The 23,752-nt window shown below is 66.5% G+C and carries 24 protein-coding genes; 11 read left to right on the top strand and 13 right to left on the bottom strand.

Annotated elements, in window-relative coordinates; genetic code table 11:
• The first annotated feature begins 13 nt into the window (after positions 1–13).
• Together PQU96_RS03485 and PQU96_RS03480 are read left to right on the top strand one after the other, a co-directional pair.
• Positions 14–469, top strand: coding sequence for an acyl-CoA thioesterase (locus tag PQU96_RS03485; RefSeq protein ID WP_272770860.1), 456 nt, complete (start codon positions 14–16; stop codon positions 467–469).
• 11 nt (positions 470–480) lie between these two features.
• Entirely contained in the window at positions 481–834 is a 354-nt protein-coding gene (locus PQU96_RS03480) for a DUF1304 domain-containing protein (RefSeq protein WP_272770859.1), read from the top strand.
• On the opposite strand, the gene PQU96_RS03475 is transcribed toward PQU96_RS03480, so the two are convergent.
• Positions 831–1,706, bottom strand: coding sequence for an HD domain-containing phosphohydrolase (locus PQU96_RS03475; protein ID WP_272770858.1), 876 nt, complete (start codon positions 1,704–1,706; stop codon positions 831–833). The genes PQU96_RS03480 and PQU96_RS03475 overlap by 4 nt on opposite strands.
• A gap of 183 nt (positions 1,707–1,889) precedes the next feature.
• Here PQU96_RS03475 and PQU96_RS03470 point away from each other — a divergent pair, with 183 nt between their 5' ends.
• The 7 genes from PQU96_RS03470 (at position 1,890) to PQU96_RS03440 (ending at position 8,001) form a co-directional block, all read left to right on the top strand.
• Positions 1,890–2,897, top strand: a complete 1,008-nt coding sequence (locus tag PQU96_RS03470) for a class I SAM-dependent rRNA methyltransferase (RefSeq protein WP_272770857.1) — start codon at positions 1,890–1,892, stop codon at positions 2,895–2,897.
• Positions 2,898–2,975: 78 nt separating this feature from the next.
• Entirely contained in the window at positions 2,976–3,473 is a 498-nt protein-coding gene (locus tag PQU96_RS03465; RefSeq protein ID WP_272770856.1) for a M48 family metallopeptidase, read from the top strand.
• Positions 3,474–3,603: 130 nt separating this feature from the next.
• A complete protein-coding gene (locus PQU96_RS03460; protein ID WP_272770855.1) occupies positions 3,604–5,220 on the top strand; it encodes an NAD(P)/FAD-dependent oxidoreductase in 1,617 nt (538 codons plus the stop codon).
• A gap of 257 nt (positions 5,221–5,477) precedes the next feature.
• A complete protein-coding gene (locus tag PQU96_RS03455; protein ID WP_272770854.1) occupies positions 5,478–6,128 on the top strand; it encodes a YiaD family glycine zipper/OmpA-like lipoprotein in 651 nt (216 codons plus the stop codon).
• Positions 6,129–6,324: 196 nt separating this feature from the next.
• Positions 6,325–6,516: a Lar family restriction alleviation protein gene (locus tag PQU96_RS03450; protein ID WP_272756334.1), complete on the top strand. Its 192-nt coding sequence runs from the start codon at positions 6,325–6,327 to the stop codon at positions 6,514–6,516.
• Positions 6,517–6,585: 69 nt separating this feature from the next.
• Positions 6,586–7,317, top strand: a complete 732-nt coding sequence (locus PQU96_RS03445; protein WP_272770853.1) for a substrate-binding periplasmic protein — start codon at positions 6,586–6,588, stop codon at positions 7,315–7,317.
• Between the two features lie 39 nt (positions 7,318–7,356).
• On the top strand, positions 7,357–8,001 hold the full coding sequence (locus PQU96_RS03440) for a tetratricopeptide repeat protein (protein ID WP_272770852.1): 645 nt from the start codon (positions 7,357–7,359) through the stop codon (positions 7,999–8,001).
• A gap of 64 nt (positions 8,002–8,065) precedes the next feature.
• On the opposite strand, the gene PQU96_RS03435 is transcribed toward PQU96_RS03440, so the two are convergent.
• Both PQU96_RS03435 and PQU96_RS03430 read right to left on the bottom strand, forming a co-directional pair.
• Positions 8,066–9,925: an ABC transporter ATP-binding protein gene (locus tag PQU96_RS03435; RefSeq protein ID WP_272770851.1), complete on the bottom strand. Its 1,860-nt coding sequence runs from the start codon at positions 9,923–9,925 to the stop codon at positions 8,066–8,068.
• Positions 9,926–10,114: 189 nt separating this feature from the next.
• The gene (locus PQU96_RS03430) at positions 10,115–11,938 is read right to left on the bottom strand and encodes a phosphoenolpyruvate carboxykinase (GTP) (RefSeq protein WP_272770850.1); all 1,824 of its coding nucleotides are present in this window, start codon (positions 11,936–11,938) and stop codon (positions 10,115–10,117) included.
• 336 nt (positions 11,939–12,274) lie between these two features.
• Here PQU96_RS03430 and PQU96_RS03425 point away from each other — a divergent pair, with 336 nt between their 5' ends.
• Positions 12,275–12,556 carry a hypothetical protein gene (locus tag PQU96_RS03425; RefSeq protein WP_272770849.1) on the top strand — a complete coding sequence of 94 codons (282 nt, stop codon included), beginning with the start codon at positions 12,275–12,277 and terminating at the stop codon, positions 12,554–12,556.
• Between the two features lie 62 nt (positions 12,557–12,618).
• Here PQU96_RS03425 and PQU96_RS03420 read toward each other — a convergent pair whose 3' ends face one another.
• From PQU96_RS03420 to PQU96_RS03400, 5 genes are all read right to left on the bottom strand, one after another.
• A complete protein-coding gene (locus tag PQU96_RS03420; protein WP_189373179.1) occupies positions 12,619–12,843 on the bottom strand; it encodes an HP1242/YdcH family protein in 225 nt (74 codons plus the stop codon).
• A gap of 141 nt (positions 12,844–12,984) precedes the next feature.
• Positions 12,985–17,109, bottom strand: a complete 4,125-nt coding sequence (locus PQU96_RS03415) for a DEAD/DEAH box helicase (protein ID WP_272770848.1) — start codon at positions 17,107–17,109, stop codon at positions 12,985–12,987.
• 80 nt (positions 17,110–17,189) lie between these two features.
• Positions 17,190–18,467 (bottom strand): glutamate-1-semialdehyde 2,1-aminomutase, encoded by a 1,278-nt coding sequence (hemL, locus tag PQU96_RS03410; protein WP_272770847.1) that lies wholly within the window; start codon positions 18,465–18,467, stop codon positions 17,190–17,192.
• A 469-nt stretch (positions 18,468–18,936) separates the two neighbouring features.
• The gene (locus PQU96_RS03405; RefSeq protein WP_272770846.1) at positions 18,937–19,254 is read right to left on the bottom strand and encodes a thioredoxin family protein; all 318 of its coding nucleotides are present in this window, start codon (positions 19,252–19,254) and stop codon (positions 18,937–18,939) included.
• Between the two features lie 125 nt (positions 19,255–19,379).
• Positions 19,380–20,159, bottom strand: coding sequence for a hypothetical protein (locus PQU96_RS03400; RefSeq protein ID WP_272770845.1), 780 nt, complete (start codon positions 20,157–20,159; stop codon positions 19,380–19,382).
• Positions 20,160–20,632: 473 nt separating this feature from the next.
• Here PQU96_RS03400 and PQU96_RS03395 point away from each other — a divergent pair, with 473 nt between their 5' ends.
• On the top strand, positions 20,633–21,124 hold the full coding sequence (locus PQU96_RS03395) for a hypothetical protein (RefSeq protein WP_272770844.1): 492 nt from the start codon (positions 20,633–20,635) through the stop codon (positions 21,122–21,124).
• A 162-nt stretch (positions 21,125–21,286) separates the two neighbouring features.
• Here the strand turns inward: PQU96_RS03395 and PQU96_RS03390 are convergent, their stop codons facing one another.
• From PQU96_RS03390 to PQU96_RS03370, 5 genes are read right to left on the bottom strand one after another with little or no spacing between them, the layout of a single operon-like run.
• Positions 21,287–21,748, bottom strand: a complete 462-nt coding sequence (locus PQU96_RS03390) for a CYTH domain-containing protein (RefSeq protein WP_272770843.1) — start codon at positions 21,746–21,748, stop codon at positions 21,287–21,289.
• A complete protein-coding gene (locus PQU96_RS03385) occupies positions 21,732–22,136 on the bottom strand; it encodes a DVU_2496 family lipoprotein (protein ID WP_272770842.1) in 405 nt (134 codons plus the stop codon). The genes PQU96_RS03390 and PQU96_RS03385 overlap by 17 nt, the downstream gene beginning before the upstream one ends.
• On the bottom strand, positions 22,133–22,549 hold the full coding sequence (locus PQU96_RS03380; RefSeq protein WP_272770841.1) for a CopD family protein: 417 nt from the start codon (positions 22,547–22,549) through the stop codon (positions 22,133–22,135). The genes PQU96_RS03385 and PQU96_RS03380 overlap by 4 nt, the downstream gene beginning before the upstream one ends.
• Positions 22,550–22,906, bottom strand: a complete 357-nt coding sequence (locus PQU96_RS03375) for an MmcQ/YjbR family DNA-binding protein (RefSeq protein WP_272770840.1) — start codon at positions 22,904–22,906, stop codon at positions 22,550–22,552.
• Between the two features lie 3 nt (positions 22,907–22,909).
• A complete protein-coding gene (locus PQU96_RS03370) occupies positions 22,910–23,725 on the bottom strand; it encodes a M48 family metallopeptidase (protein WP_272770839.1) in 816 nt (271 codons plus the stop codon).
• Between the last annotated feature and the right edge of the window lie 27 nt (positions 23,726–23,752).

Here is a 23,752-nt window from a genome sequence, read left to right as displayed (position 1 = left end):
AGGAATCACACCCATGACCGCATTCAGCAAAGTCGTCGAGGTACGCTGGGCCGATATCGACGCCAACCAGCACATGCGTCACAGCGCCTACGCCGACCTGTGCACCCACACCCGGCTGGAGTGGCTGCAGGCGGCCGGTTTCGGCGCCGACGAATTCAAACGCCAGGGCTTCGGCCCGGTGCTGTTCCGCGAAAGCACCGATTATCGCCGCGAGGTGAACCTGGGGGAACGCCTGGACATCAATGTGCTGATCGCCGCCGCCAGCCCGGACAACAGCCGCTGGCAGATCCGCCAGGAAATGCGCAAGGCGGACGGCACCCTGGCCGCGGTGTACGAAGTGGCCGGCGCCTGGCTGGACCTGCGCAGCCGCAAGCTGATCGCACCGCCGCCGGCGCTGGCCGACATCCTCGCCGCCTTGCCGCGCAGCGCCGATTTCACCGCGCTGCCGCTGCCGCAAAGCGCCGCCTGAACGGAGCCGCCATGACGCTCGCCGCCAGTATTGCCATCGCCGTGGTCGCGCTGATCCATGTCTGGATCATGGTGCTGGAAATATTCTTGTGGACGCGCCCAGCCGGGCGCCGCGCCTTCGGCCTGACGCCGGAGTTCGCCGCCGCCAGCCGCGTGCTGGCCGCCAACCAGGGCCTGTACAACGGCTTTCTCGCCGCCGGCCTGATCTGGAGCCTGCTGCCGGGCAGCCCGGCCGCCATCGCGCCGTTTTTTCTCGGCTGCGTGATCGTCGCCGGCGTGTTCGGCGCCGCCACCGCCAGCCGCAAGATCCTGTGGGTACAAGCGCTGCCAGCAGCCATCGCCTTGCTGCTGTTCTGGCTGGCCTAAGCCAGCAGCCGTGCCAGCAGGCCGCGCTTCGGCTGCGGCAAGGCACGGTAGCCGGCGCGCACCATGTCGTCGATCAGGTCATGGTCTGCCTGCGGTTGTCTTGCCTGCACCGGTTGTGCATTGCCGGTGGCCTGCAGCGCCGCGTGCGACCCCGTGCGGCTGACGCGATAGCCCATGGTGCAGGACGGACAGTACACCTCGTCGCCGTCGCCGACGCGGCGTGGCAAGGCGATGACCGGCCCGCACTGCTTACACACCTGCAAGGGAATACCCGCTTCGCTATGACCGACGATATGCGCCAGCGCCGGACCCTCGCCCAGCTGCAGCAGATTGCGGCCAACCTCGATATCGAACTGGCTGCCGAGGTTAGCCTCGATAATGGACAGTGCCCGGGCAATCGGCATCCCGGCACGATACGGCCGCGTGCTGGTCATCGCGTCGAAGGCATCGGCCACGCCGACGATGCGCGCCACCAGCGGAATCTCCGCGCCGGGCAGGCCGTGCGGATAACCGCGCCCATCCGGCGTTTCGTGGTGCAGCAGCACCGCATCCAGCGCCAGCGCTGCCAGCGGGTGACCGCGCAACAAATCGGCACCGACACGCGGATGGGTCTTGATCACCGCGTACTCCTCTTCGCTGAGGCGGTCGCGCTTGTTGAGCACCGCATCGGGAATGCCGACCTTGCCCAGATCGTGCAAAAACCCGCCCAGCTCGATGCGTGCCACCTGCTCCGCATCCAGCCGCATCGATTCCGCCAGCAGTCGCGACAGTTGCGATACCCGCCACAGGTGGCCACCGGTGTAGGCGTCGCGCGCCTCCACCATCATTGCCATGGTGTACAAGGAACGTAACAGGTCGCTGGCAGTGCTCATTTATTTCTCCCGGGGTTGGCCGCAACGAACGGCGTTGCGGCTTGGTCGCCTCCACTGGCGGATTCTTACAACGCTGACACCATACAGCTTGCGACAGCCATGGCGGTATCAGCGTACAATTCGGTCATTCTCGGCCGGGGCGATGACCACCGGCCGCACTTTTTTCAGGAATTGCGAGAACCCATGTCCACACTGCTGCCCCTGCTGCAAGCCGCCGATGCCCAGCGCACCGCGCTGCTGGCACAACTGCACGACGAAAACACCAACGCCTACCGCCTGTTTCACGGCAGCGTCGAGGGCCGCGACGGCCTGACCATCGACCGTTACGGCGATGTGCTGCTGATCCAGACCTTCCACACCCCGCTCAGCGACGACGAGCACCAGACCATCCTCGACCACTACGCGCCGCTGGGCCTGCACGCCGTCTACAACGACCGCAGCAGCAGCAATTCGCGCATCGGCAACGCGCTGAGCGAGGAAGAACTGGTCGCGGCGCAGCAGCCGCGCGTGATCAGCGAGCTGGGCGTGAACTACCACTTCGAGGCGCGTCACGACGGCCAGGATCCGTGGCTGTTCCTCGACCTGCGCGCCGGCCGCCGCCGCGTGATGCAGCTGGCCGAGGGCAAGAGCGTGCTCAACCTGTTCGCCTACACCGGCGGTGTCGGCGTCGCCGCCGCCAAGGCCGGCGCCAGCTTCGTGATGAACGTGGACTTCGCCGAATCCAGCCTGCGCGTGGCGCGTGGCAATGCCAAGCTCAACACCCTGGCCACCCGCCCGCGCTGTGTGCAGAGCGATTTCTTCCCGGCCATCCGCCAGCTGTCCGGCCTCGGCCAGGCCAAGATGGTACGCGGCAAGAAGATGCCTCCGTTCCAGCCGCTGGAAGCGCGCCAGTTCGACCTGGTGTTCCTCGATCCGCCGCGCTACGCCAAGAGCCCGTTCGGCGTCGTCGACCTGATCAACGACTACCCGGCGCTGTTCAAGCCGGCGCTGCTGGCCACCGCCGAAGGCGGCATCATCATCTGCTGCAACAACGTGGCGCAGGTCGATGCCGACGCCTGGCTGGAGCAGCTCAAGCGCAGCGCCGCCAAGGTTGGCCGCACCGTGCGCGAGGTGGAGTGGATCGCCCCGGAAGCCGACTTCCCGTCCTTCGACGGCAAGCACCCGCTGAAGATGGTGCTGCTGCACGTCTGAGCCCGCCTTCGCCGCCATCCGACAGCGCCCGCCGGGCGCTGTCCCCGTTTCCACGCCCCGAGATCGAGCACTACCCTCATGAGCCAGCCGCTGACCTATCTGCAAGCCTATCCCGCCGAACTGCTGGACAAGGTGCGCGCGCTGCTGGACCAGGGCCAGCTCGGCCAGTGGCTCGCCCGCCGCTATCCAGACCGCCACGACGCCACCACCGACCGCGCGCTGTACGACTACACGATGGCGCTGAAGCAGCGCTACCTGAAGAACGCGCCGCCGCTGGCCAAGGTGCAGTACGACAACACCATGCACCCGGTCAACGGCACGCTGGGCACCAACGCCTTCGTGTCGCGGGTGCAGGGCGGCAAGCTGAAATCGAAGAACGAGATCCGCATCGCCACCCTGTTCCGCGAGGCGCCGGAACCGTTCCTGCAGATGATCGTGGTGCATGAGCTCGCGCACCTGAAGGAAAAGAACCACGACAAGGCGTTCTACCAGCTGTGCTGCCACATGCTGCCCGATTACCACCAGCTGGAGTTCGACACCCGGCTGTGGCTGACCGCGCGCGAGCTGGAACGCTGACGCGCAAGGTTGGCCGCAAGATGTACGGCCAACCTTGCGGCTGACACCCGCACGCCGCTCGCCTACAATACGCACCCTGTTGATTTGACAACGATTTGCGGCACTACCCGCCGCCCATGAAAGCCCGATTATGTTGCGACTCGCCGAAATCAAGCTGCCGCTTGACCACCATGACTCCGCGCTGCGCGAGGCCGTCTGTGCCCGCCTCGGCGTACCCGACAGCGCCATCCGCGCGCTCACCGTTTTCAAGCGCAGCTACGACGCGCGCCGCTCCTCGCAGCAGCTGATCTACATCGTCGATCTGGACATCGCCGGCGAGGATGCGCTGCTGAAGAAGTTCAAGGGCGACCCGCACGTCAGCGCCACGCCGGACATGAACTACTACTACGTCGGCCAGGCGCCGGCGACGCTGCCGTGCCGCCCGCTGGTGATCGGCTTCGGCCCCTGCGGCATCTTCGCCGCACTGATCCTGGCGCAGATGGGCTTCAAGCCCATCGTGCTGGAGCGCGGCAAGGAAGTGCGCCAGCGCACCAAGGACACCTGGGGCCTGTGGCGCAAGCACGTGCTGAACCCGGAATCCAACGTGCAGTACGGCGAGGGCGGCGCCGGCACCTTCTCCGACGGCAAGCTCTATAGCCAGATCAAGGACCCGCGCTACCTCGGCCGCAAGGTCATCGACGAGTTCGTCAAGGCCGGCGCGCCGGAGGAGATCGTCTACGTCGCCAAGCCGCACATCGGCACCTTCCGCCTGGTGACGATGGTGGAGAAGATGCGCGCCACCATCATCGAGCTGGGCGGCGAGATCCGCTTCGAGCACAAGGTCACCGACATCCTGCTGGACGGCGACGGCGACAAGCGCCAGCTGCGCGGCGTGGTGCTGGAAAACGGCGAACAGCTGCTGTCCGACCACGTGGTGATGGCGCTGGGCCACAGCGCGCGCGACACCTTCGAGATGCTGCACGCGCGCGGCGTGTACATGGAGGCCAAGCCGTTCTCCATCGGCTGCCGCATCGAGCACCCGCAGTCGCTGATCGACAAGGCGCGTCACGGCAAGCACGCCGGCCACCCTATCCTGGGCGCCGCCGACTACAAGCTGGTGCACCACGCCAAGAACGGCCGTGCTGTGTACAGCTTCTGCATGTGCCCGGGCGGCACCGTGGTCGCCGCCGCGTCCGAGCCGGGGCGCCTGGTCACCAACGGCATGAGCCAGTACTCGCGTAACGAACGCAACGCCAACTCGGCGCTGGTGGTCAGCATCACGCCGGAAGACTACCCGGGCGAAGGCCCGCTGGCCGGCATCGCGCTGCAGCGCCAGCTGGAAGAGCTGGCGTTCAAGCTCGGCGGCGAGAACTACGAGGCGCCGGCGCAGCTGGTCGGCGACTTCCTCGCCGGCAAAGCCTCCACGCAGCTGGGCGAGGTCGAGCCATCGTACAAGCCGGGCGTGAAGATGACGGACCTCGCCAGCATCCTGCCGCCGTACGCGGTGGAGGCGATGCGCGAGGCGCTGCCGGCTTTCGACCGCCAGATCCGCGGCTACGCCATGCACGACGCGGTGCTGACCGGCCTGGAGACGCGCACCAGCTCACCGCTGCGCATCACCCGCGGCGATGACCTGCAGAGCCTGAACGTGCGCGGCCTGTATCCGGCCGGCGAGGGCGCCGGTTACGCCGGCGGCATCCTGTCGGCCGGCGTCGATGGCATCAAGATCGCCGAAGCGGTGGCGAAAAGCATGCTCGGCCTGCACTGAACCCGCAGCGCTGATCCCTGTCAAAACGCGGCGCGCCACTCCGGCGCGCCGCATTTTTTGCTGCGACCGCCCGGCGGCCGTGGTAAAACGCCCGTATGCACACGACGCACGTCGCGGCAATTGTTAACCCGACGTGCTAAAACCAAGGTTGGCCGCAGGGCCACATGCCGGCTCTGGCCGCCAACCCGGATCATAAGCAGCACCCGGCACGCATCGGGCGCCTACCTGTTAAAACCCTTGCTTGCAAAGGAACTACCGTGAAGCTTTCCATCAAATCGCTGGCCATCGCCAGCCTCGCCGTCGCCGTTACCGGTTGTGCCGTCAATCCGCAGACCGGCCAGACCGAAATGAACAAGACCGCCACCTACGGCCTCGGCGCGGCCGCCGCCTGCGGCATCGTCGGCGCGCTGACCCACGGCGGCAAAGGCGCACGCAACTCGGCGCTGGCCTGCGGCGCACTGGGTGCCGGTGTCGGCGCCTACATGGACTACCAGGAAAAACTGCTGCGCGAAAAACTGGCCAATAGCCAGGTGCAGGTGCAGCGCGTCGGCGACCAGATCAAGCTGGTGATGCCGGAAAACATCACCTTCGCCACCAACAGCGCCACGCTGGGCAGCGGCGCGGTGAAGACGCTGGGTGACGTGGCCGGCGTGCTGGCCCAGTACGCCGATACCACCATGGTGGTAGCCGGCCATACCGACAGCACCGGCAGCCAGGCGCTGAACCAGAGCCTGTCCGAGCGCCGTGCCGCCGCCGTGGCCTCGGTGCTGCAGCAGCGTGGCGTCGCTAGCGCGCGCATCCGCAGCGTCGGTTACGCCTCCAGCCAGCCGGTAGCCGACAACGGCACCGCCGAAGGCCGCGCCAAGAACCGCCGCGTCGAGATCGCCATCGACCCGATCAAGCAGTAAGCCCCCAGCACTGCCGACACCGCCCCTGCCGCCCCGCGCCAGGGGCGTTTTTCTGTACCGGGGCGACCGGGCGCCGCCGCCGTGCAGGCTGCGCCATCCGCGGCTACAGTGAAACAAGCAGCCTCACCGACGGCCACGTTGGCCGCAGGCTTTGCGGTATCATCGCCGTCCCATTCCTTTATCCAGCGAGCCCAACATGAGCGACATCACGCCTGTCACCCCCAAGCCCTGCCACAAGTGCGGCGCCCCCGCCGAGGTGGTCAAAGCCGGCTCGCGCCGTTTCTGGGTGCAGTGCTCGCGCTACGCCGGCCAGGGCACCTGCTCGGCGATCGGCTCGCAGGCCGACAACCGCAAGGAAGCGATCGCCAACTGGAACAAGATCCGCTGAATGTGCGCGCCAGCGGACGCGGTCATTGTGCCGGCCATGGTCTAGCATGAGATGAGGATACCGTCGGAGATGCCTGTGCGCTTGTTCCTGTTCTGCCTGCTGCTGGGTGCGGCACTGCCGGCGCTGGCCGACGGCTGGCGCGTGGTCGGCGACGAGCAGTTCGCACCGTACAGCTTCCAGTACGGCGAAGACCGGCAGCCGCGCGGGCTGGACGTGGAGGTGGTGCAGGCGGTGCTGCGCGAGGCCGGCATCGACTACCAGCTGCGCCTGTATCCGTGGGCACGGGTGAAGCAGATGCTGGCGCTGGGCGACGCCGAGATGGCCTTCCAGTTCGCCGGCACGCCGGAGCGCAGGGCGCAGTACGAGCTGGCCGGCCCGCTGCGCAGCGGCGCCACCGTGTTCATGACCCTGCGCAAGTTCCCGCTGGCGGACTGGCAGCGGCTGGACGACCTGGCGCCCTATAGCGTCGGCCAGGTCAGCGGCTACTCCTACGAGGCCGCCTTCGACAGCTTCGCGTTCAGGCGCGACAGCAGCGCGCAGAACCCGCGCCAGCTGGTCGCCATGCTGCTGGCCGGCCGCATCGACGTGATCGTCGGCGACCGCCTGCAGCTGATGCACTTCGTGCGCGAACAGCGGGCAGAGCAGCAGGTACGCATCCTGCCGCGCCCGCTGGTGGAAATGCCGCGCTACGTCGCCTTCGCCAAGGGCGACAGCGCGCGGGCACAACGCTTCGCCAGTGCGCTGCAGCGCTTGCAGCGCGCCGGCAAGCTGGACGCCATTTACCGGCGCTGGGGCTTGTAAGCGCACCCGACCCCGCGTCCGGACAGGAAGGGGGACGCCATGCGACATCTGTCTTTGCTGCTGTGTCTGATACTGGGCTCGACACCGGCCCTGGCCGCCGAACCGCCAGCGGTGCCCGGCTGGCAGGACTACCGCGACGGCAAGCTGGCCAGCGCGCGCCAGCACTTCGAGGAGGCGGCCGACGCCGGCGACCGGGTCGCCGCCTTCAACCTGGCGATGCTGTACTGGCGCGGCGAGGCCGTCGCCACCAGCAAGCCCAAGGCGCTGTACTGGCTGCGCCGCGCCGCCGAGCAGCAGCTGCCGCAGGCCGAGCACGCGCTGGGCATCCTCTACGAAAACGGCGACGCGGTGCCCAAGTCGCTGACGCGCGCCACCTACTGGTTCGACCGTGCGGCCAACCATGGCCTGATCGTGGCGCAGATCGACCTTGGTACCCAGTTCTTTCTCGGCCGCGGTGCGCCACAGGATTACGGCCGCGCCGCCTACTGGTATGAACGCGCCGCGGAACAGGGCGACGCCGGCGCGCAATACCTGATCGCCAGCATGTACGAGTTCGGCCACGGCGTACGCCGCGACCTGGAAAGCGCGATCCGCTGGTACGCCAAGGCCGGGGTGCAGGGCGATGTCGCCGCCACGCTGAAGGCGATCGAGCTGGCGAAACAGATCAGCGGCCAGCCACTGTAGGCCACGGCATGCAAAACGGCGGGGAGCCCCCGCCGTTCTGGTTGACACCGCGTTCAGCCCAGACTCAACCCAGGCTGAACGCCGTCTCGTCGTCCTCCGCCTCCTCGCCGAGGAAACCGCCGCTCTGGTGCGCCCACAGCCGCGCGTACAGACCGCCGCGCGCCAGCAGGCTGGCGTGGTCGCCTTCCTCCACGATGCGGCCCTTGTCCAGCACGATCAGCCGGTCCATCGCCGCGATGGTGGACAGCCGGTGCGCGATGGCCACCACGGTCTTGCCCTCCATCAGCCGGTACAGGCTGCGCTGGATCGCCGCCTCCACCTCCGAATCCAGCGCGCTGGTCGCCTCGTCCAGCAGCAGGATGGGCGCGTCCTTCAGCATCACGCGCGCGATGGCGATGCGCTGGCGCTGGCCGCCGGACAGCTTCACGCCGCGCTCGCCGACGTGGGCGTCGTAGCCGCTGCGACCCTTCGGGTCGGTCAGCGTCTGGATGAACTCGTGCGCCTCGGCGCGCTCGGCGGCGGCGATCATCTGTGCGTCGCTGGCATCGTTGCGGCCGTACAGCAGGTTGTCGCGCACCGAGCGGTGCAGCAGCGAAGTGTCCTGCGTCACCATGCCCACCTGCGCGCGCAGGCTGTCCTGCGTCACCTGACTGACGTCCTGGCCGTCGATCAGGATGCGCCCGCTTTCCACGTCGTAGAAGCGCAGCAGCAGGTTGACGATGGTGGACTTGCCGGCGCCGCTGCGACCGACCAGGCCGATCTTCTCACCGGGGCGGATGGTCAGCGACAGCTCGTCGATCACCGTGCGCGTACCGCCGTAGCTGAAGCACACCTGTTCGAAGCGCACCTCGCCGCGGCCAACCTTGAGCGGCTGCGCCTGCGGCGCGTCCTTGATCGCCACCGCGCGCGACAGGGTGTTGATGCCGTCCTGCACCGTGCCGATGTGCTCGAACAGGCTGGACATCTCCCACATGATCCAGTGCGAGATGCCGTTCAGGCGCAGCGCCATCGCGGTGGCCGCCGCCACCGCGCCGACGCCGACCGTGCCGCGCGTCCACAGCCACAGCGTGGCGCCGGCGGTGCTGGCGATCAGCAGCATGCTCAGCAGGTGGTTGACGATCTCGAAGCCGCTGACCAGCCGCATCTGCCGGTAGGCGGTAGCCAGGAATTCCTGCATCGCGCCGCGGGCGAAGCCGGCCTCGCGCTGGCCGTGCGAGAACAGCTTCACGGTGGCGATATTGGTGTAGGCGTCGGTGATGCGCCCGGTCATCAGGCTGCGCGCGTCGGCCTGCGCGCTGGCGGCGCGGCCCAGCCGCGGCACGAAAAAGGCCAGCGTCGCCACGTACAGCGCGAGCCAGGCGATGAACGGCCACAGCAGCACGCGATCGAAGCTGCCGACCACCGCGATCATGGTGACGAAGTAGATCACCACGAACACCAGGATGTCGGTGACGATCATCACCGTGTCGCGCACCGCCAGCGCGGTCTGCATCACCTTGGCCGACACGCGGCCGGCGAATTCGTCCTGGTAGAAGCTCATGCTCTGGCCGAGCAGGTGGCGGTGGTAGATCCAGCGCAGGCGCATCGGGAAGTTGCCGGCCAGGCCCTGGTACTTGCACATCGCCTGCAGGGCGATCAGCAGCGGGCTGGCCAGCAGGATGCCGGCCAAGAGCAGCAGGTTGTGCTTCTGCTCCTGCCACAGCAGCGCCGGCGGCACCTTGCCCAGCCAGTCGACGATGGAACCGAGCATGGAGAACAGCAGCGCCTCGAAGGCGCCGATGCAGGCGGTGAGCGTGGTCATCGCCAGGATCAGTGGCCGCGTGCCGGCGGTGGCCGCCCAGATGAAGGGAAAGAAGCCCTGCGGCGGTTGCGCGGGCGGGGTTTCCGGGTAGGGATTCACCCGGCTTTCGAACCATGACAGCATAAAGAACACTCCTTTTCCCGACATAACAGCAAGCTTATGCCAGTACAGGTTATAAAACGGGCCAATGACAATAGCGTTAAGCGTATCGCGGCGCAACTTCTTTATCGCACTGTAGCGCAGCCGGCCAAGGTTGGCCGCAAACAAAAACGGCTGCCCGCGGGCAGCCGTTTTGTGTGGTCACGCCGTGCGTCAGGCGATCAGCGCCGCGCTGAGGCGGGTACGCTGCGCCGCCAGGGCCGGCGGCAGGCGGTCGGCCAGCTTGGCGAACCACTCGTCGTGCGCCGCCAGCTCGTGCTGCCAGGTGGCATGGTCCAGCGTCATCAGCGCGGCAAAGCGCTCGGCGGTGACCTCGTCCAGCCCGTCCCAGTTCAGGTGACCGTGTTCCGGCACCCAGCCCAGCGGCCCGGACACCGCCTCGGCGCGACCCTGCACGCGGCCGACGATCCACTCCAGCACGCGCATATTGTCGCCGAAGCCCGGCCACAGGAAGTTGCCGTCCTTGTCGGTGCGGAACCAGTTGACGCAGAAGATGCCCGGCGCCTGGCTGACACGCTGGCCGATGTCCAGCCAGTGCTGGAAGTAGTCGCCCATGTGGTAGCCGCAGAACGGCAGCATCGCGAATGGGTCGCGGCGGGTGACGCCCTGCGCGCCAAAGGCGGCGGCGGTGGTTTCCGAGCCCATGGTCGCCGCCATGTACACGCCCTCGGCCCAGCCGGCTGCCTGGAACACCAGCGGCACGGTGGACGAGCGGCGGCCACCGAAGATGAAGGCCGAGATCGGCACGCCAGCCGGGTCGTTCCACGCTTCGTCCAGCGACGGGCACTGGGTCGCGGCCACGGTGAAGCGCGCGTTCGGGTGCGCCGCCTTGCGGCCGGTTTCCTTGGCGATGGCTGGCGTCCAGTCCTGGCCCTGCCAGTCGGTGAGGTGCGCAGGTAGCTCCTTGCTCATGCCTTCCCACCACACGTCGCCGTCGTCGGTCAGCGCCACGTTGGTGAAGATCACGTTCTCGTGCAGCATCGCCATCGCGTTGGGGTTGGACTTCACCGAGGTACCCGGCGCCACGCCGAAGTAGCCGTTTTCCGGGTTGATCGCATACAGGCGACCGTCGGCACCCGGCTTGATCCAGGCGATGTCGTCGCCGACGGTGCTGACCTTCCAGCCGTGGTAGCTCTTGGGCGGGATCAGCATCGCGAAGTTGGTCTTGCCGCAGGCGCTGGGGAAGGCCGCCGCGACGTAGGACTTCTCGCCCTGCGGGCTTTCCACGCCCAGGATCAGCATGTGCTCGGCCAGCCAGCCCTGGTCGCGGCCCATGGTGGAGGCGATGCGCAGCGCGAAGCACTTCTTGCCCAAGAGCGCGTTGCCGCCGTAACCGGAACCGTAGGACCAGATCTCGCGCGATTCCGGGAAGTGCACGATGTACTTGGTGTCCGGGTTGCACGGCCACGCCTTGTCGGCCTGACCGGCGGCCAGCGGCGCGCCCACCGAGTGCACGCACGGCACGAAATCGCCATCCTTGCCCAGCACCTCGTACACCGCACGGCCCATGCGCGTCATGATGCGCATCGACGCCACCACGTACGGCGAATCGGTGATCTCGATGCCGATGTGGGCGATCGGGCTGCCCAGCGGGCCCATGCTGAACGGAATCACGTACATGGTGCGGCCGGCCATGCAGCCGTCGAACAGGCCGTTCAGCGTGCCGCGCATCTCGTCAGGCGCCATCCAGTTGTTGTTGGGACCGGCGTCGGCCTTGTGCGCGCTGCAGACGTAGGTGCGGTCTTCCACCCGCGCCACGTCGGACGGGTCGGAGAAGGCGGCGTAGGAGTTCGGGCGCTTGGCCGGGTTGAGGCGGGTCAGGGTACCGGCCTTGACCATTTGCGCCAGCAACTGCTCGTTTTCTTCGGCCGAGCCGTCCACCCAGTGTACGGCGGCCGGTTTGGTCAGGGCGGCCACTCGGGCAACCCAGGCGATGAGTTCGGAATGCTGAATATAGGACGGTGCTTGCAGCGACATGACAAACCTCGACAACAGGGATGGACAGGGGGAACCGAGTCCGCCATTGTCGCCGATTTGTAGTCGGCAAGGTTCACCGGCGCCTGTCGGAACGCAAACAACACCATGTTTTTGCGCCAAAAACAGGGATTTGTTGCACTAAAAACAAAAAAACAGGGAAAAACCGGTGACGTAAGGCCGGACTTACGTAAGCGTAAAACTACATCCTGCAGGGCAGGACAAGGTTGGCCGCAAGCGCCCGCGCCGCCGGTCGCGCCGCGACAGCACTTGCCGTGCGGCGCCAATCCGGTGTTCAATGCTCAAAAAATGACAACAGCAACAACATAAGGAGCAGACATGGCCTTTGACGAAGCAGTACACCCGGATCACTTCAGCACCCTGCGCCGCACCCCGTTCCCGCACGCGCTGATCGAACAGCAGCTGATGCAGATGGGCGGCGGCGGCGTCGCCGGCAGCAGCTTCCGCAAGCAGGTGCTGCTGGCCGCCGGCTGGCCGCACGACGGCCTGGTGCCGTTCGCCAAGCACCCGCAGCTGGCAACCACCACCTTCAACCGCATCCGCCTGCTGCTGGACCAGCATCAGCAGCCGGATACGTTGCTGAGCGCACTGGCCGGCTAAGCCGCCGACCGGGCATAAAAAAACCGCCTGTGCACAGGCGGTTTTTTCATTTCCGGCAGCAATCAGCCGGCGCTGACCGAGGCCTCTTTCAGGATCACGTACAGCTCGTCCTTCAGCTGCAGCTTTTCCTTTTTCAGAGTCTCGATCTCCAGCGGCGTGGCCGGGACGATGTGCGCTTCCATGTTCTTGATCTGCTGGTCGAGCTCGTTGTGCTTGTCGAACAGGCGGCTGAAGCGGCTGTCTTCGGTTTTCAGCTGGGAAATCAGGTCGCGGAATTCTGGAAACATGGGCAGGCTCCTTGTCGGTGGGTCGTTGCCTGAAACAGGCGGTCGATTTCATGCTACGCCTAGCGGCACGCTCCGACTTGATCCAGCGCAAGCAAGCTCGCCCGCCATGCCAGTTACATGACACGGCGGACGGCGTTGCCCTCAGGCGCCGCGCAGCAGCGCCAGCAGCGCCTCCGAATCCAGGCGCGCGCTGACGTCACCACCTTCCAGCAGGCTGTCGGCGAGGTCGCGCTTGGCCGCGTGCAGCGCCACGATCTGCTCCTCGATGGTGTGCTCCGCCACCAGCCGGTAAATGGTCACCGGCCGCTGCTGGCCCATGCGGTAGGCGCGGTCGGAGGCCTGGTCTTCCACCGCCGGGTTCCACCACGGGTCGAGGTGGATCACATAATCCGCTGCCGTCAGGTTCAGGCCGGTGCCGCCGGCCTTCAGGCTGATCAGGAAGATGTCACCCTCACCGCGCTGGAAGGCGTCGACGCGCTCCTTGCGCGCCTTGGCCGGCGTAGTGCCGTCCAGATACTGGTAGGCGACGCCGCGCGCGTCCAAATGCTGGCGCACCAGCGACAGGTGATCGACAAACTGACTGAATACCAGCGCCTTGTGGCCGTTTTCCAGCAGTTCGTCGGCGATGTCGGCAAAGGCCGCCAGCTTGCTGCCGGCGATGGTGCTGTCCTTCAGCACCAGCTGCGGATGGCAGCAGAAGCGGCGCAGCTTGGTGATCTCGGCCAACACCTGCATCTGCTTGCCGTCGGCACCCTGCAGCTCGTCCAGCTTGGCCACCGCCTGCTGCCGCATCGCCTCGTACAGGTGCAGCTCATCGGCCGACAGTGGCACCTTGCGCGTGATCTCGGTACGCGGCGGCAGCTCGTCCAGCACCTGGGTCTTGGTACGACGCAGGATAAAGGGCTGGATCAGCGCCTTGAGCGCCTTCTTCGCGCCCTTGTCGCCACGCTCGATCGGGTTGCCGAAGCGCTGCGCAAAACGTTCCTGGCTACCGAGCAGGCCGGGATTGAGGAAGCGGAACAGGCTCCACAGCTCGCCGAGATGGTTTTCCACCGGTGTGCCGCTGGCGGCCAGGCGGAAACCGGCCTGCAGGTCCATCACCGCCTGCGCACGCTTGGTGCCCGCGTTCTTGATCGCCTGCGCCTCGTCCAGCACCACGCTCTGCCATTCGATGGTGGCAAAGGCGGCGGCGTCCTGCTGCAGCAGGCCGTAGCTGACCACCACCAGGTCCAGCGGCCCCAGCCCTGCCAGCGAGCGGAACTGGTGATACGGGCGCACCTTCAGCGTCGGCGCGAAGCGCGCCGCCTCCGACAGCCAGTTCAGCGCCACCGAGGTCGGCGCCACCACCAGCTGCGGCCCGCCCGGCGCGCGCGACAGCAGCAGCGCCAGCGTCTGCACCGTCTTACCCAGGCCCATGTCGTCGGCGAGACAGGCGCCGACGCCCCAGTGCGCCAGCCGCGACATCCAGTCGTAACCCTCGCGCTGATAGTCGCGCAGCTCGGCCTGCAGCGTGGACGGCAGCTGCGGCTGGTAGGCCTGCAGCGACTGCAGGCGCTCGGCCTGCGCCTGCCACGCGTCGTCGGCGTCGAAGTCGCCGACTTCGCCGGCCAGCTCCGCCAGCTGCGCGGCGGCCAGCGCCGACACGTGCAGGCCGTCGCGGCCAACGTGGTCGGCCAGCAGCGCCAGTTCTTCCAGCCGTTTCTTCATCGCCTCGGTCAGCGCCAGCCAGTCGTCGTCGCCGAGCTTGAGGAAGCGCCCCGGCGCCTCGCGCATCAGTTCCAGCAGCTCGCGCAATTGCAGCACGCGGCCGTCGTCCAGCTTCAGCGCGCCGTTGAGCACGAACCAGTCGCCCTGCTGCTTGATGCCCAGGCTCAGCTGCGTCAGGCCGCGGCGCGACTTGATGCGCAGGCGCTCGCCCTCCGGCCACACGCATTCCAGCAGCTCGCTGTCCAGCGCCTGCAGTTCGGACAGCACTTCCAGCGCCGCCTGCGGATCGGCCAGCAGCCACTCTTGGCCGTCGTTATCGCTGGCGGCCAAGAGCGGACAGGCGGCCAGCACGCTCTTGAGCGCCTTCTGTTCCTTTTTCAGGTTGCGGCGGGTCTGGATCGCCTTGCCGTCGATGTCGCCGACGATGTTCTCCAGCCCGGCGCCGGGCTTGCACCAGTTTCCGCCCGGCAGCGGCCGCACCAAGAGCTGCAGGCGCAGGCCCTCGCTCAGCGGCAGCAGGTGCGCGTAGATGCGGCCGTCGGCCGGCACGCTGTCGATGTGCGCCGCCAGCTCCGGCATGTCGGTGTGCACCGGCACCAGCGGCGCGATGTCGCGCACCGCCTCCAGCAGCTGCGCCTTGGCCGCGCGCGGCACGGTCAGCTCCTTGCCGAGGATGGTGGCGATCTGGCGCACCTCCTTGCTGATGCTGTACACCGCCAGCCGCGTCGGCGTCGCCTTGTCCCACACGATCTCGCTGTCCGGCGCGATCTTGCCCGGCACCAGCTTGATGCGGATCTGCTCGCCGCTTTCCTGCAGCTGCAGCGCCACGCTGCCGGCGACGATGTCGATGCCGACATCCGGCGCGTCGCTCCAGTACACCGCCGGATGGCCGACCAGCTGCGGCAGCGCCTTTTCGGCGTCGATCTCGTAGATGCTGCTGGCGTGGTAGTGGTGCTCGTGCTGCGCGCGCAGCACCTTGATGATCTGCTGGTCCTGCGGCAGCAGGTAGTCGAGGTCGTCACCGCCGTCAAACAGGCGGCGCCACGACACGGTGCGGCCGCGGCTCCACTGGTTCTTGGCCGAGCGCTTCTGCTCGCGCGCTTCCAGCATCACGCCGTGGGCGCCGGCGCTGAGCAGCCACGCCAGCCGCGTCTGGCCCTGCGCCGCCGCGCTGCGGCCCTCGCTCTTGTTGGGGCCGAGCTGGCGCAGCGCGTGCAGCGCCTGCTGCCATGCCTCCTGACGCTGGAACGCCTCCAGCAACGGCTTCAGCCGGTGCTGGCGGTGCCACTCTGCTTGCTGCCGTGGCAGGCCGAACTGCGCCGCCAGCAGCGCATCCAGCTCGGCGGCCACCCACAGGTAGCCCTCGTCCTGCATCTGCTCGCGGAAGTTCTGCAGCGCCGCCTGCCACTGCGGCGTGCGCGCCTGTTTCACGTCCAGCCAGTACATCGCCAGCGCCAGCAGCAGGCCGTCGACACCGGCCAGCGTCGACGCGTCCGGCAAGGTCAGGTTGTTGCTGATGGCGCCGCCCTCGTGCTGCAGCACCAGATGCTGCAGCACGTAGTAGCTGTGGCCGAAGTGCTGGCGGATGCCGCTGCTGATCGCCTGCTTCAGCGCGCTGCTGCGCTGCGGGCTGTCCGGGCTGCCCAAGAGCGCGATGCAGTGGAAGGCGTTGAGGTCGGCCGGCAGCTCGATCTTGCGTTTCTGCGTCTGCTCCTTCAGCTCGTCCAGCCACTGCTGCAGCGTGGACAGGGCCTCGCCGTAGCGGCCGGACACGGTATGCAAAAAGAACAGGCTGCTGATGGCGAAGCCCTCGCCGGCGGCGGCCTCCTGCAGCAGGCGCTGGATGTCGCCGCGCCACAGGAACTGCAGCATCAACAGGCTGGTGAGCTGGTCCCAGTCGCGGTAGCCGTCGTCCAGCCGCGACAGCGCGTAGCGGTAGCCCTCGCGGAAGGTGTCGAAGCGGTAGTTGGCCTCCGGCAGGTAGTCCAGCAGCAGCAGTACCTGGATGTCGTCGACCAGCTGGTCGAACAGCTGGCGCCCGGCGGCATTGGCGAACAGGCGCTTGAACGGCGCCTGCGGCAGGCTGCCGCTGTGCAGTGCCGCCGCCTGCTGGTAGCGCTGCAGCCAGTCCTGTGCCGCCCCGACCTGGCCGTGCAGGATCGCCAGCCACAGCCGCAGCTGGATCAGCGCGAGATCGGGCTTGCCACGCGCCGCCGGCGACATCGACAGGTGCTCGGTCAGCAGCTCGTCCCACGCGGTGCGCTCCTGGCGGTCGTGCAGCAGCTGCAGCAGCACGGTATTGCGCGCGCCCGCCGCGATGCGGTAGGGCAGACCGGCGGTACGCACGATCCAGCCCTGGTGCTCCAGATCGCCGAGGATCTCGCCGAGCTTGTCGTTGTTCACCGCCTTGCCCTGCTCGTCGCGGATCAGGTTCAGCTGCAGCAGCGTCAGCAGGTTGGGCCTGGATTCGCCGGCCGGCAGCAAGGCCAGCGCCTGCAGCACGGCCAGATGCGCCGGTGCGAGTTGATCAATGGTGTGGGCGGCAAACAAATCGGTCATTGGCGGCGATCGGGAAATACAAAAACAAAAAAGCCGCACACCCGGTCAAGGGCATGCGGCCAACCTTGGGCAGGGCAAGATTATACGCGGCTCAGCGCACGGCGTGCGGCGGAGATGGTCTGCTCGACCAGCTCGTCGGTGTGGGCGATGGAGATGAAACCGGCCTCGTAGGCCGACGGCGCCAGGTACACGCCCTCGTCCAGCATCGCGTGGAAGAAGGCCTTGAAGCGGGTGATGTCGCAGCGGGTGGCCTCGGCGTAGCTGGCCGGCACCGTGTCGCTGAAGTAGAAGCCGAACATGCCGCCGACGCTGTCGGTGGTCATGGTCACGCCAGCTTCGCGTGCGGCGTCGGCGAGGCCCGCGGCCAACCTTGCACTGCGGCGGCCCAGGGTGTCGTGGAAGCCCGGCTGCTGGATCAGGCGCAAGGTCGCGAGGCCGGCGGCCACCGACAGCGGGTTACCGGACAGCGTGCCGGCCTGGTACACGTTACCCAGCGGCGCGATCTTGCCCATGATGTCGGCGCGCCCGCCGAAGGCCGCCAGCGGCATGCCGCCGCCGACCACCTTGCCCAGCGTGGTCAGGTCCGGCGTGATGCCGTGCAGGCCCTGCGCGCAACCCAGCGCCACGCGGAAGCCGGTCATCACCTCGTCGTAGATCAGCACCGCGCCGTACTGCTCGGTCAGCGCACGCAGTGCCTGCACGAACTCGGCCGACGGCTTGATCAGGTTCATGTTGCCGGCGATCGGCTCCAGGATCACGCCGGCGATCTTGTCGCCCAGCTCCTTGAAGGTGTCGGCCAGCTGCTGCACGTCGTTGTACTGCAGCACCAGCGTGTGCTTGGTGCAGTCGGCCGGCACGCCGCCGGACGACGGGTTGCCGAAGGTCAGGAGGCCGGAGCCGGCCTTCACCAGCAGGCTGTCCGAGTGGCCGTGGTAGCAACCCTCGAATTTCACGATCAGGTCACGGCCGGTAAAGCCGCGCGCCAGACGGATCGCCGTCATCGTTGCCTCGGTGCCGGACGACACCAGCCGCACCTGCTCCACCGAGGGCAGCAGCTTGCAGATTTCCTCGGCGATCTCGACCTCACCCTCGGTCGGCGCGCCGAAGGACAGGCCGCCGACGGCCGCATCCTGCACCGCCTTCACCACCTCGGGGTGGGCATGGCCGAGAATGGCCGGGCCCCAGCTGCCGACGTAGTCCAGGTACTGCTTGTCGTCGGCGTCCCAGAAATAGGCGCCTTCGGCGCGCTTCACGAAGCGCGGCGTGCCGCCGACCTGACCAAAGGCACGCACCGGCGAATTCACGCCGCCGGGAATCACCTGCTTGCCACGTTCGAACAGTTCGAGATTGCGGGACATCGTTTTCCTTTCTGGCGGCGTCGCACGCCGCGCTGGCTAATGGGCAACGGGCCACCCGTGGCAGCCCGGCAAAATCCTGTCGGTCACGATACGGCAGTGCGCGCGTCGCGGCGTTGACCTGTATCCAGAAGCGTGCGCCCTGCGCGGGCGTCTGTTATCGACGCAGGATTGTCCGGCAAATCGCCGCACAAGGCCACCACCGGGCAGAAACGCAGCGTTCGGCCGGCGCGATGGGCTTGGGTTGTCGCGACAAGCAGGGTTGATTCCTGCCACGGAAGCACACGGGAAACACGGACCAAGACCAACGCGGCCTTGGCCACGAAACCCGCGAAAAGACACGGATATGAAAACGAAAGGTTGGCCGCAAGCCATGTCGATCGCCAGCCCGTCACGGCAGGGGACGTCACAGGTAGGGTACGTCACCCGCAGGGCGACGCACCGTCAAAGGCGAGTCCGCGGCAGCGTCACCTCACAAGGCCAACAGCGGCGCCACCTCGTCCACCGTCAGCGGCCGCACCACGCGGCCAACCTCCACCCCGTCGCGCAGCAGGATCAGCGTCGGCCACAGCTTGACGCGGAAGCTGCGCCCCAGCCGCCGCCCGGCGCCGTCCTCCACCTTGATGTGCGTCAGCGCCGGCTGCTCCGTCAACGCCTGTTCGATGGCCGGCTGCGCCGCCTGGCAGTGCGGGCACCAGTCGACGCCGAATTCCAGCAGCAGGGTGCCGCTGCCGGCATCAAGTTCGGCGCGCTCCGGCGCGGCGGCGGAATAGGTGGCAACGTAAGGCATCGCGGGCTTCCTTCTGCTATCGGGTATACGGCCATGATAGCGGGAAACGCGTGGGACGCACGTTGGCCGCAAACCCGGCATGGTTTGCGGCCAACGTTTGCGACTTAAGCGGTGCGCGACGCGGCTCAGTCATGCGGCCGATGACCACGCTCCTCCGCCCAGATCACGTGGGTATACACGCGCCAGCCGTGGCCAAAGTCCTGCACATAGGTTTCCACCATGCCGCCACGCTGGCTGCGCAACAGCCGCCCCCACTGTCCGGGGGTCGCCAGCTCCAGATTGGCCATCGCCGCCGGCATCGCCGCCAGCGTGGTGCTGGCGTCGAGGTGGCTGTAAATGATCGCCAGCTCGTCGTAGTCGTGCGCATTGGGCGACAGGTTGGTGCTCGGGTCATTGGTGTAATCCATGCAGGTGCCGAGGTTGGGATTACTGAAGTTCTCGTCCTGATGTCCCAGCCCGAAATTGTGGCCGATCTCCTGGCACATCACCAGCTGGCGCCAGGCCGGCGTGTTGTAGCTCGCCGTCCTGAAGTAGCTGTCGTTGAGCTTGGTGGTGCCCTGCACGATATGGCTGCCGCTGGCCCAGATCTGCGCCAGCCCCAGCCAGCCGTTATTGCCGTACAACGCATTGCAGACCTCGACCCGGCCGCTGGTCGGCCGGCAACGCTTGGCGGTAGTGCCGCCGGTCACGATCTTCGTGGCCAGCACGGTCGATTTGCTCCAGTCAGAACTCGCACCGTCAAGGTGCGGCTGCCAGTCAGTGTCGACGTTATTCCCCAGCTGCACGGTAAACGGGTTGCCGGTACGGGCCCAGTGGTAATTGCCCCAGGCATGGTTGGCCTGCGCCAGCGGCGCCGCCAGCAAGGAAGCCAGCAGCGTGCCGGCCAGAAGCGTAGTGCGTGACATGATGCAAGCCCCCGTGAAGTGTCCCCTTCACAGTAATGACCAGCCGCAGCGCAAATACAAATGCCACGCAGGCAAAAATCTGTCTTTCACCATGCAATTGCAGTAGAGCCTTCTGGTTTGACGCCGAGCCTGCTTCCGCAAGCAAAACGTGCAGGCCAGCACCATATGGTTAACAAGCCGAAGACAAGGTCGGCCGCAAGCTGGGCAAGGATTGAGGCCAACCTCGACTAGCCATTGCATGCACCTTGGACCTCACCGGCAACACCTAGCCCGCCCCACCAGAAGGCGCACTTGCTCATGCAGTCATGTTGAGTAACAACGGGCCGTTTCCGGTTGCTGCGACGACCAGGTCGACTGCAATTCATGCCAATAGCCTATCAAATATGGTTTCTTCAGTTTTTACTTGTACTTCAAACGGCACTCATCCATAACGGCAGTAATGCAAGCATGTCCCCTCCCGCAGGAGTCATACCATGTGTGCCTATACCAGAAAATTTCTGCTGCTACTCTGCGCCACCGGGTTCAGCTTGCCACTGTACGCAGACACCGCATTGCTCTTTTTCGGGGCCTCGCGCCATTGGGGCTGCGACCAAAGCCGCTACAATTGTGAATATCGCGAATTCAACCCAGGTCTTGGTCTTGAAGTTGCAAAACAAACAGACAACTGGGGAAAGATATTTGCCCGCTTAGGACACTACAGGGACTCTTACGGGGATCAGGCCAACTTTTTCGGCCTAGGCCTGCGACAGGACTGGGCTCTCTCTCATCCTGAATGGCGACTCGGCGTCGGCTTCATGGCCGGCCAGTCTACTGGCCGACACAATAGAACAATTGGATTGCCTTTTGTCTACATTGCCCGTTCAAATCTGGCGATCGAAATGGGCCTTGCACCCGCCCAGTTAAGTGACCAAGACTACAGGGCAAAATATATTGGCACGCTGAGTGTCAGGTGGGATCTGAATTGAAATGGACGGATCCCCTGAAACACAGGACACCATTTCCCCTTCTTTCAATTAAGTGCCGCAAATGCTCGGCTTGCCGCATTCTCAAATAAGAAAAAGGCAAGCCATCCGGCCTGCCCTTGTCCATCTCACCTTGCGGCCAACCTAGGCCGCCACCTCAGCCGCTCACCACGACCCAAACGGATTCTTCGACAAATAAGCATTGGTAAAGCGCCCGTCGAAGGTCACCTCCTCGCCGATCCAGTCCGGCTTGTCGAAGGCGGTGTCTTCCGACGGCAGCTCGATCTCGGCCAGCACGAGGCCGGCGTTGGCGCCGAAGAACTCGTCCACCTCCCACACAAAGCCGCCGAAGCTAATGCGGTAGCGCAGCTTGTCCACCACCATCGGACACATCGCGTCCATGATGGTCTGCGCCTCCGCCACCGGGATCAGGTATTCGAACTCGTGGCGGCTGATGTCGCTGATCTGGCCCTTCAGCGTCAGCCACGCTTGGTCGCCGACCACGCGCACGCGCACGGTGCGTTCCTTTTCCACCGACAAATAGCCCTGGCGGTAACGCACGCCCTCGGCCAGACCGCGCCAGGCGTCACCGTTTACCTTGAAGCGACGTTCAATTTCCACTGCCATTGTGTTTTTCCATTTCCTTGACGAGACGGGCCGGCGCTTTCAGGCGCCAGTCCGCGGGGCGATAGGGGTGCACGTCGTCCGGCCAGCGCGCGTCGGTCTGCCACACCGACCAGGCGCCGGGGACGGCGATGCGGCCGGCGCGGGCGCTGTCGACATAGTCGCTGCGCGCGGCGGTGACGTTGCAGTAGGCCTTGCGGCCGGCGTAGGAGCCGTCGGACGACAGCTGGTTGCGCGGGAAGCCGGCCGGCAGCTGGGCCGGGGTCATCTTGCCGGGCACGCTGTCGCCGGCGGCCAGGCCCTGGGCCAGGATGTAGACGTGGCCGTCGCAGTCTTGCTGGCAGCCGGTGAGCAGCGCGGCCAGCGCGAGGGGGAGCAGGAGCTTGATCAAAACGGTTTCACCACCACCAGGATCAGCACTGCCAGCAGCAGCAGTACCGGTACTTCGTTGAAGAAACGGAACCAGACGTGGCTCCGGCGATTGCGCTGCTGCACGAAATCCTGCAGCAGCCGGTAGCAGTAGCCGTGGTAGCCGACCAGCACCGCGACCAGCGCCAGTTTGGCGTGCAGCCAGCCGCCGCTGACGCCGTAGCCCAGCCACAGCACCAGGCCGAACACCAGCGCCAGCACGGCCAGCGGTGTCATGAAGCGGAACAGCTTGTACGCCATCAGCAGCAGGCGGTCGTACTCCTTGCCCGGCTCGGCCAACGCCAGGTTGACATACAGCCGCGGCAGGTAGAACAGGCCGGCGAACCAGGAGACCACGAAGAACAGGTGGAAGGCCTTGATGTAGAGGTAGGTCATTCAGAGTCCGTATTGCGCGCGTAGGGCTTTTGACAGCCGGGAAAGCACGATGAGGCGCGCTGCGGCCAACCTTGCCTCGATCTGCGCCACGCTGAAGCTCTGCAGCGTGTGCAGTTTGATCCAGCGGGCGCGGGCGAGGTAGGGCGCCGGGGTGACGCCGGGCAGGTCGCACAGCGCGAGGAAGTCGTCGGCGTCGACCTTGAACGCGACGCCGCCGTCGTGGAAGGTGGCGAACATCTTGCCCTCGATCTGCAGCACGCGCACGCCGCCCCACTTGATGTCGAGCACCACGCCGGGCAGCGCCAGCGCGTGCCGCTCCAGCTGTTGCAGCAGCGCGGCATCAAGCGAGGATGGCATCGCTCAGCGCGCCTTGCGGGCGGCGTTGTACAGCGGCATCACGCGCGGGATCAGGCGTTGCAGCTCGTCGATGCGCGCCGGGCCGGACGGGTGGGTGGACAGGAAGCTCGGGCCGGTGCCGGCACCGTTCTGCATCATCTTCTGCCACAGCGTCACCGACGCGTTCGGGTTGTAGCCGGCGCGCGCCATCAGCTCCAGGCCGATGACGTCGGCCTCGGATTCCATGGTGCGGCTGTTGGGCTTGGTCAGCGCCACGTCGGTGGCGATCGCCGCCAGTTCCATCGAGCCTTGCGACAGGCCGGCGAGCTGGCCGACGATGCCGAGGCCCATCTGCTGCGCGTAGGCCTGGCTCATGGTTTCGCGCGAGTGTTCGCGCAGCGCGTGCGAGATCTCGTGGCCGATGATGGCCGCCATCTCGTCGTCGCTCAGGCGCAGGCGGTTGACGATGCCGCTGTAGACCATGATCTTGCCGCCGGCCATCGCGTAGGCGTTCAGCTCGTCGGACTGGGTGACGTTCACTTCCCACTTCCAGTTGCGCGCGTCGGCGCGGAACACCGGCACTTGCGCGATCAGGCGTTGCGACACGTTGCGCACGCGGGCGGTCAACGCGGCGTCGGTATTGAGCTTGCCGGCGCTGCGCGCCTTGCCCACTTCCTGCACATAGGACTGCGCGGAGGCCTGCTCCACTTCCTGCGGCGACAGCAGCATCAGCTGCTTGCGGCTGGCGCCCACGGCGCCGGTGGCGGTGGTATTGACGCAGCCGGCGACGGCCGCGCTAAGCATCAGGACACATCCGGTACGGGTCAGCCAGTTAGCCATGTTCATCTTCCTCTTGCCGTGGCGTCA

The organism is Vogesella margarita (assembly GCF_028548475.1).
Lineage (GTDB): Bacteria > Pseudomonadota > Gammaproteobacteria > Burkholderiales > Chromobacteriaceae > Vogesella > Vogesella margarita.
This window is presented reverse-complemented; position numbering and strand designations above follow the sequence as displayed.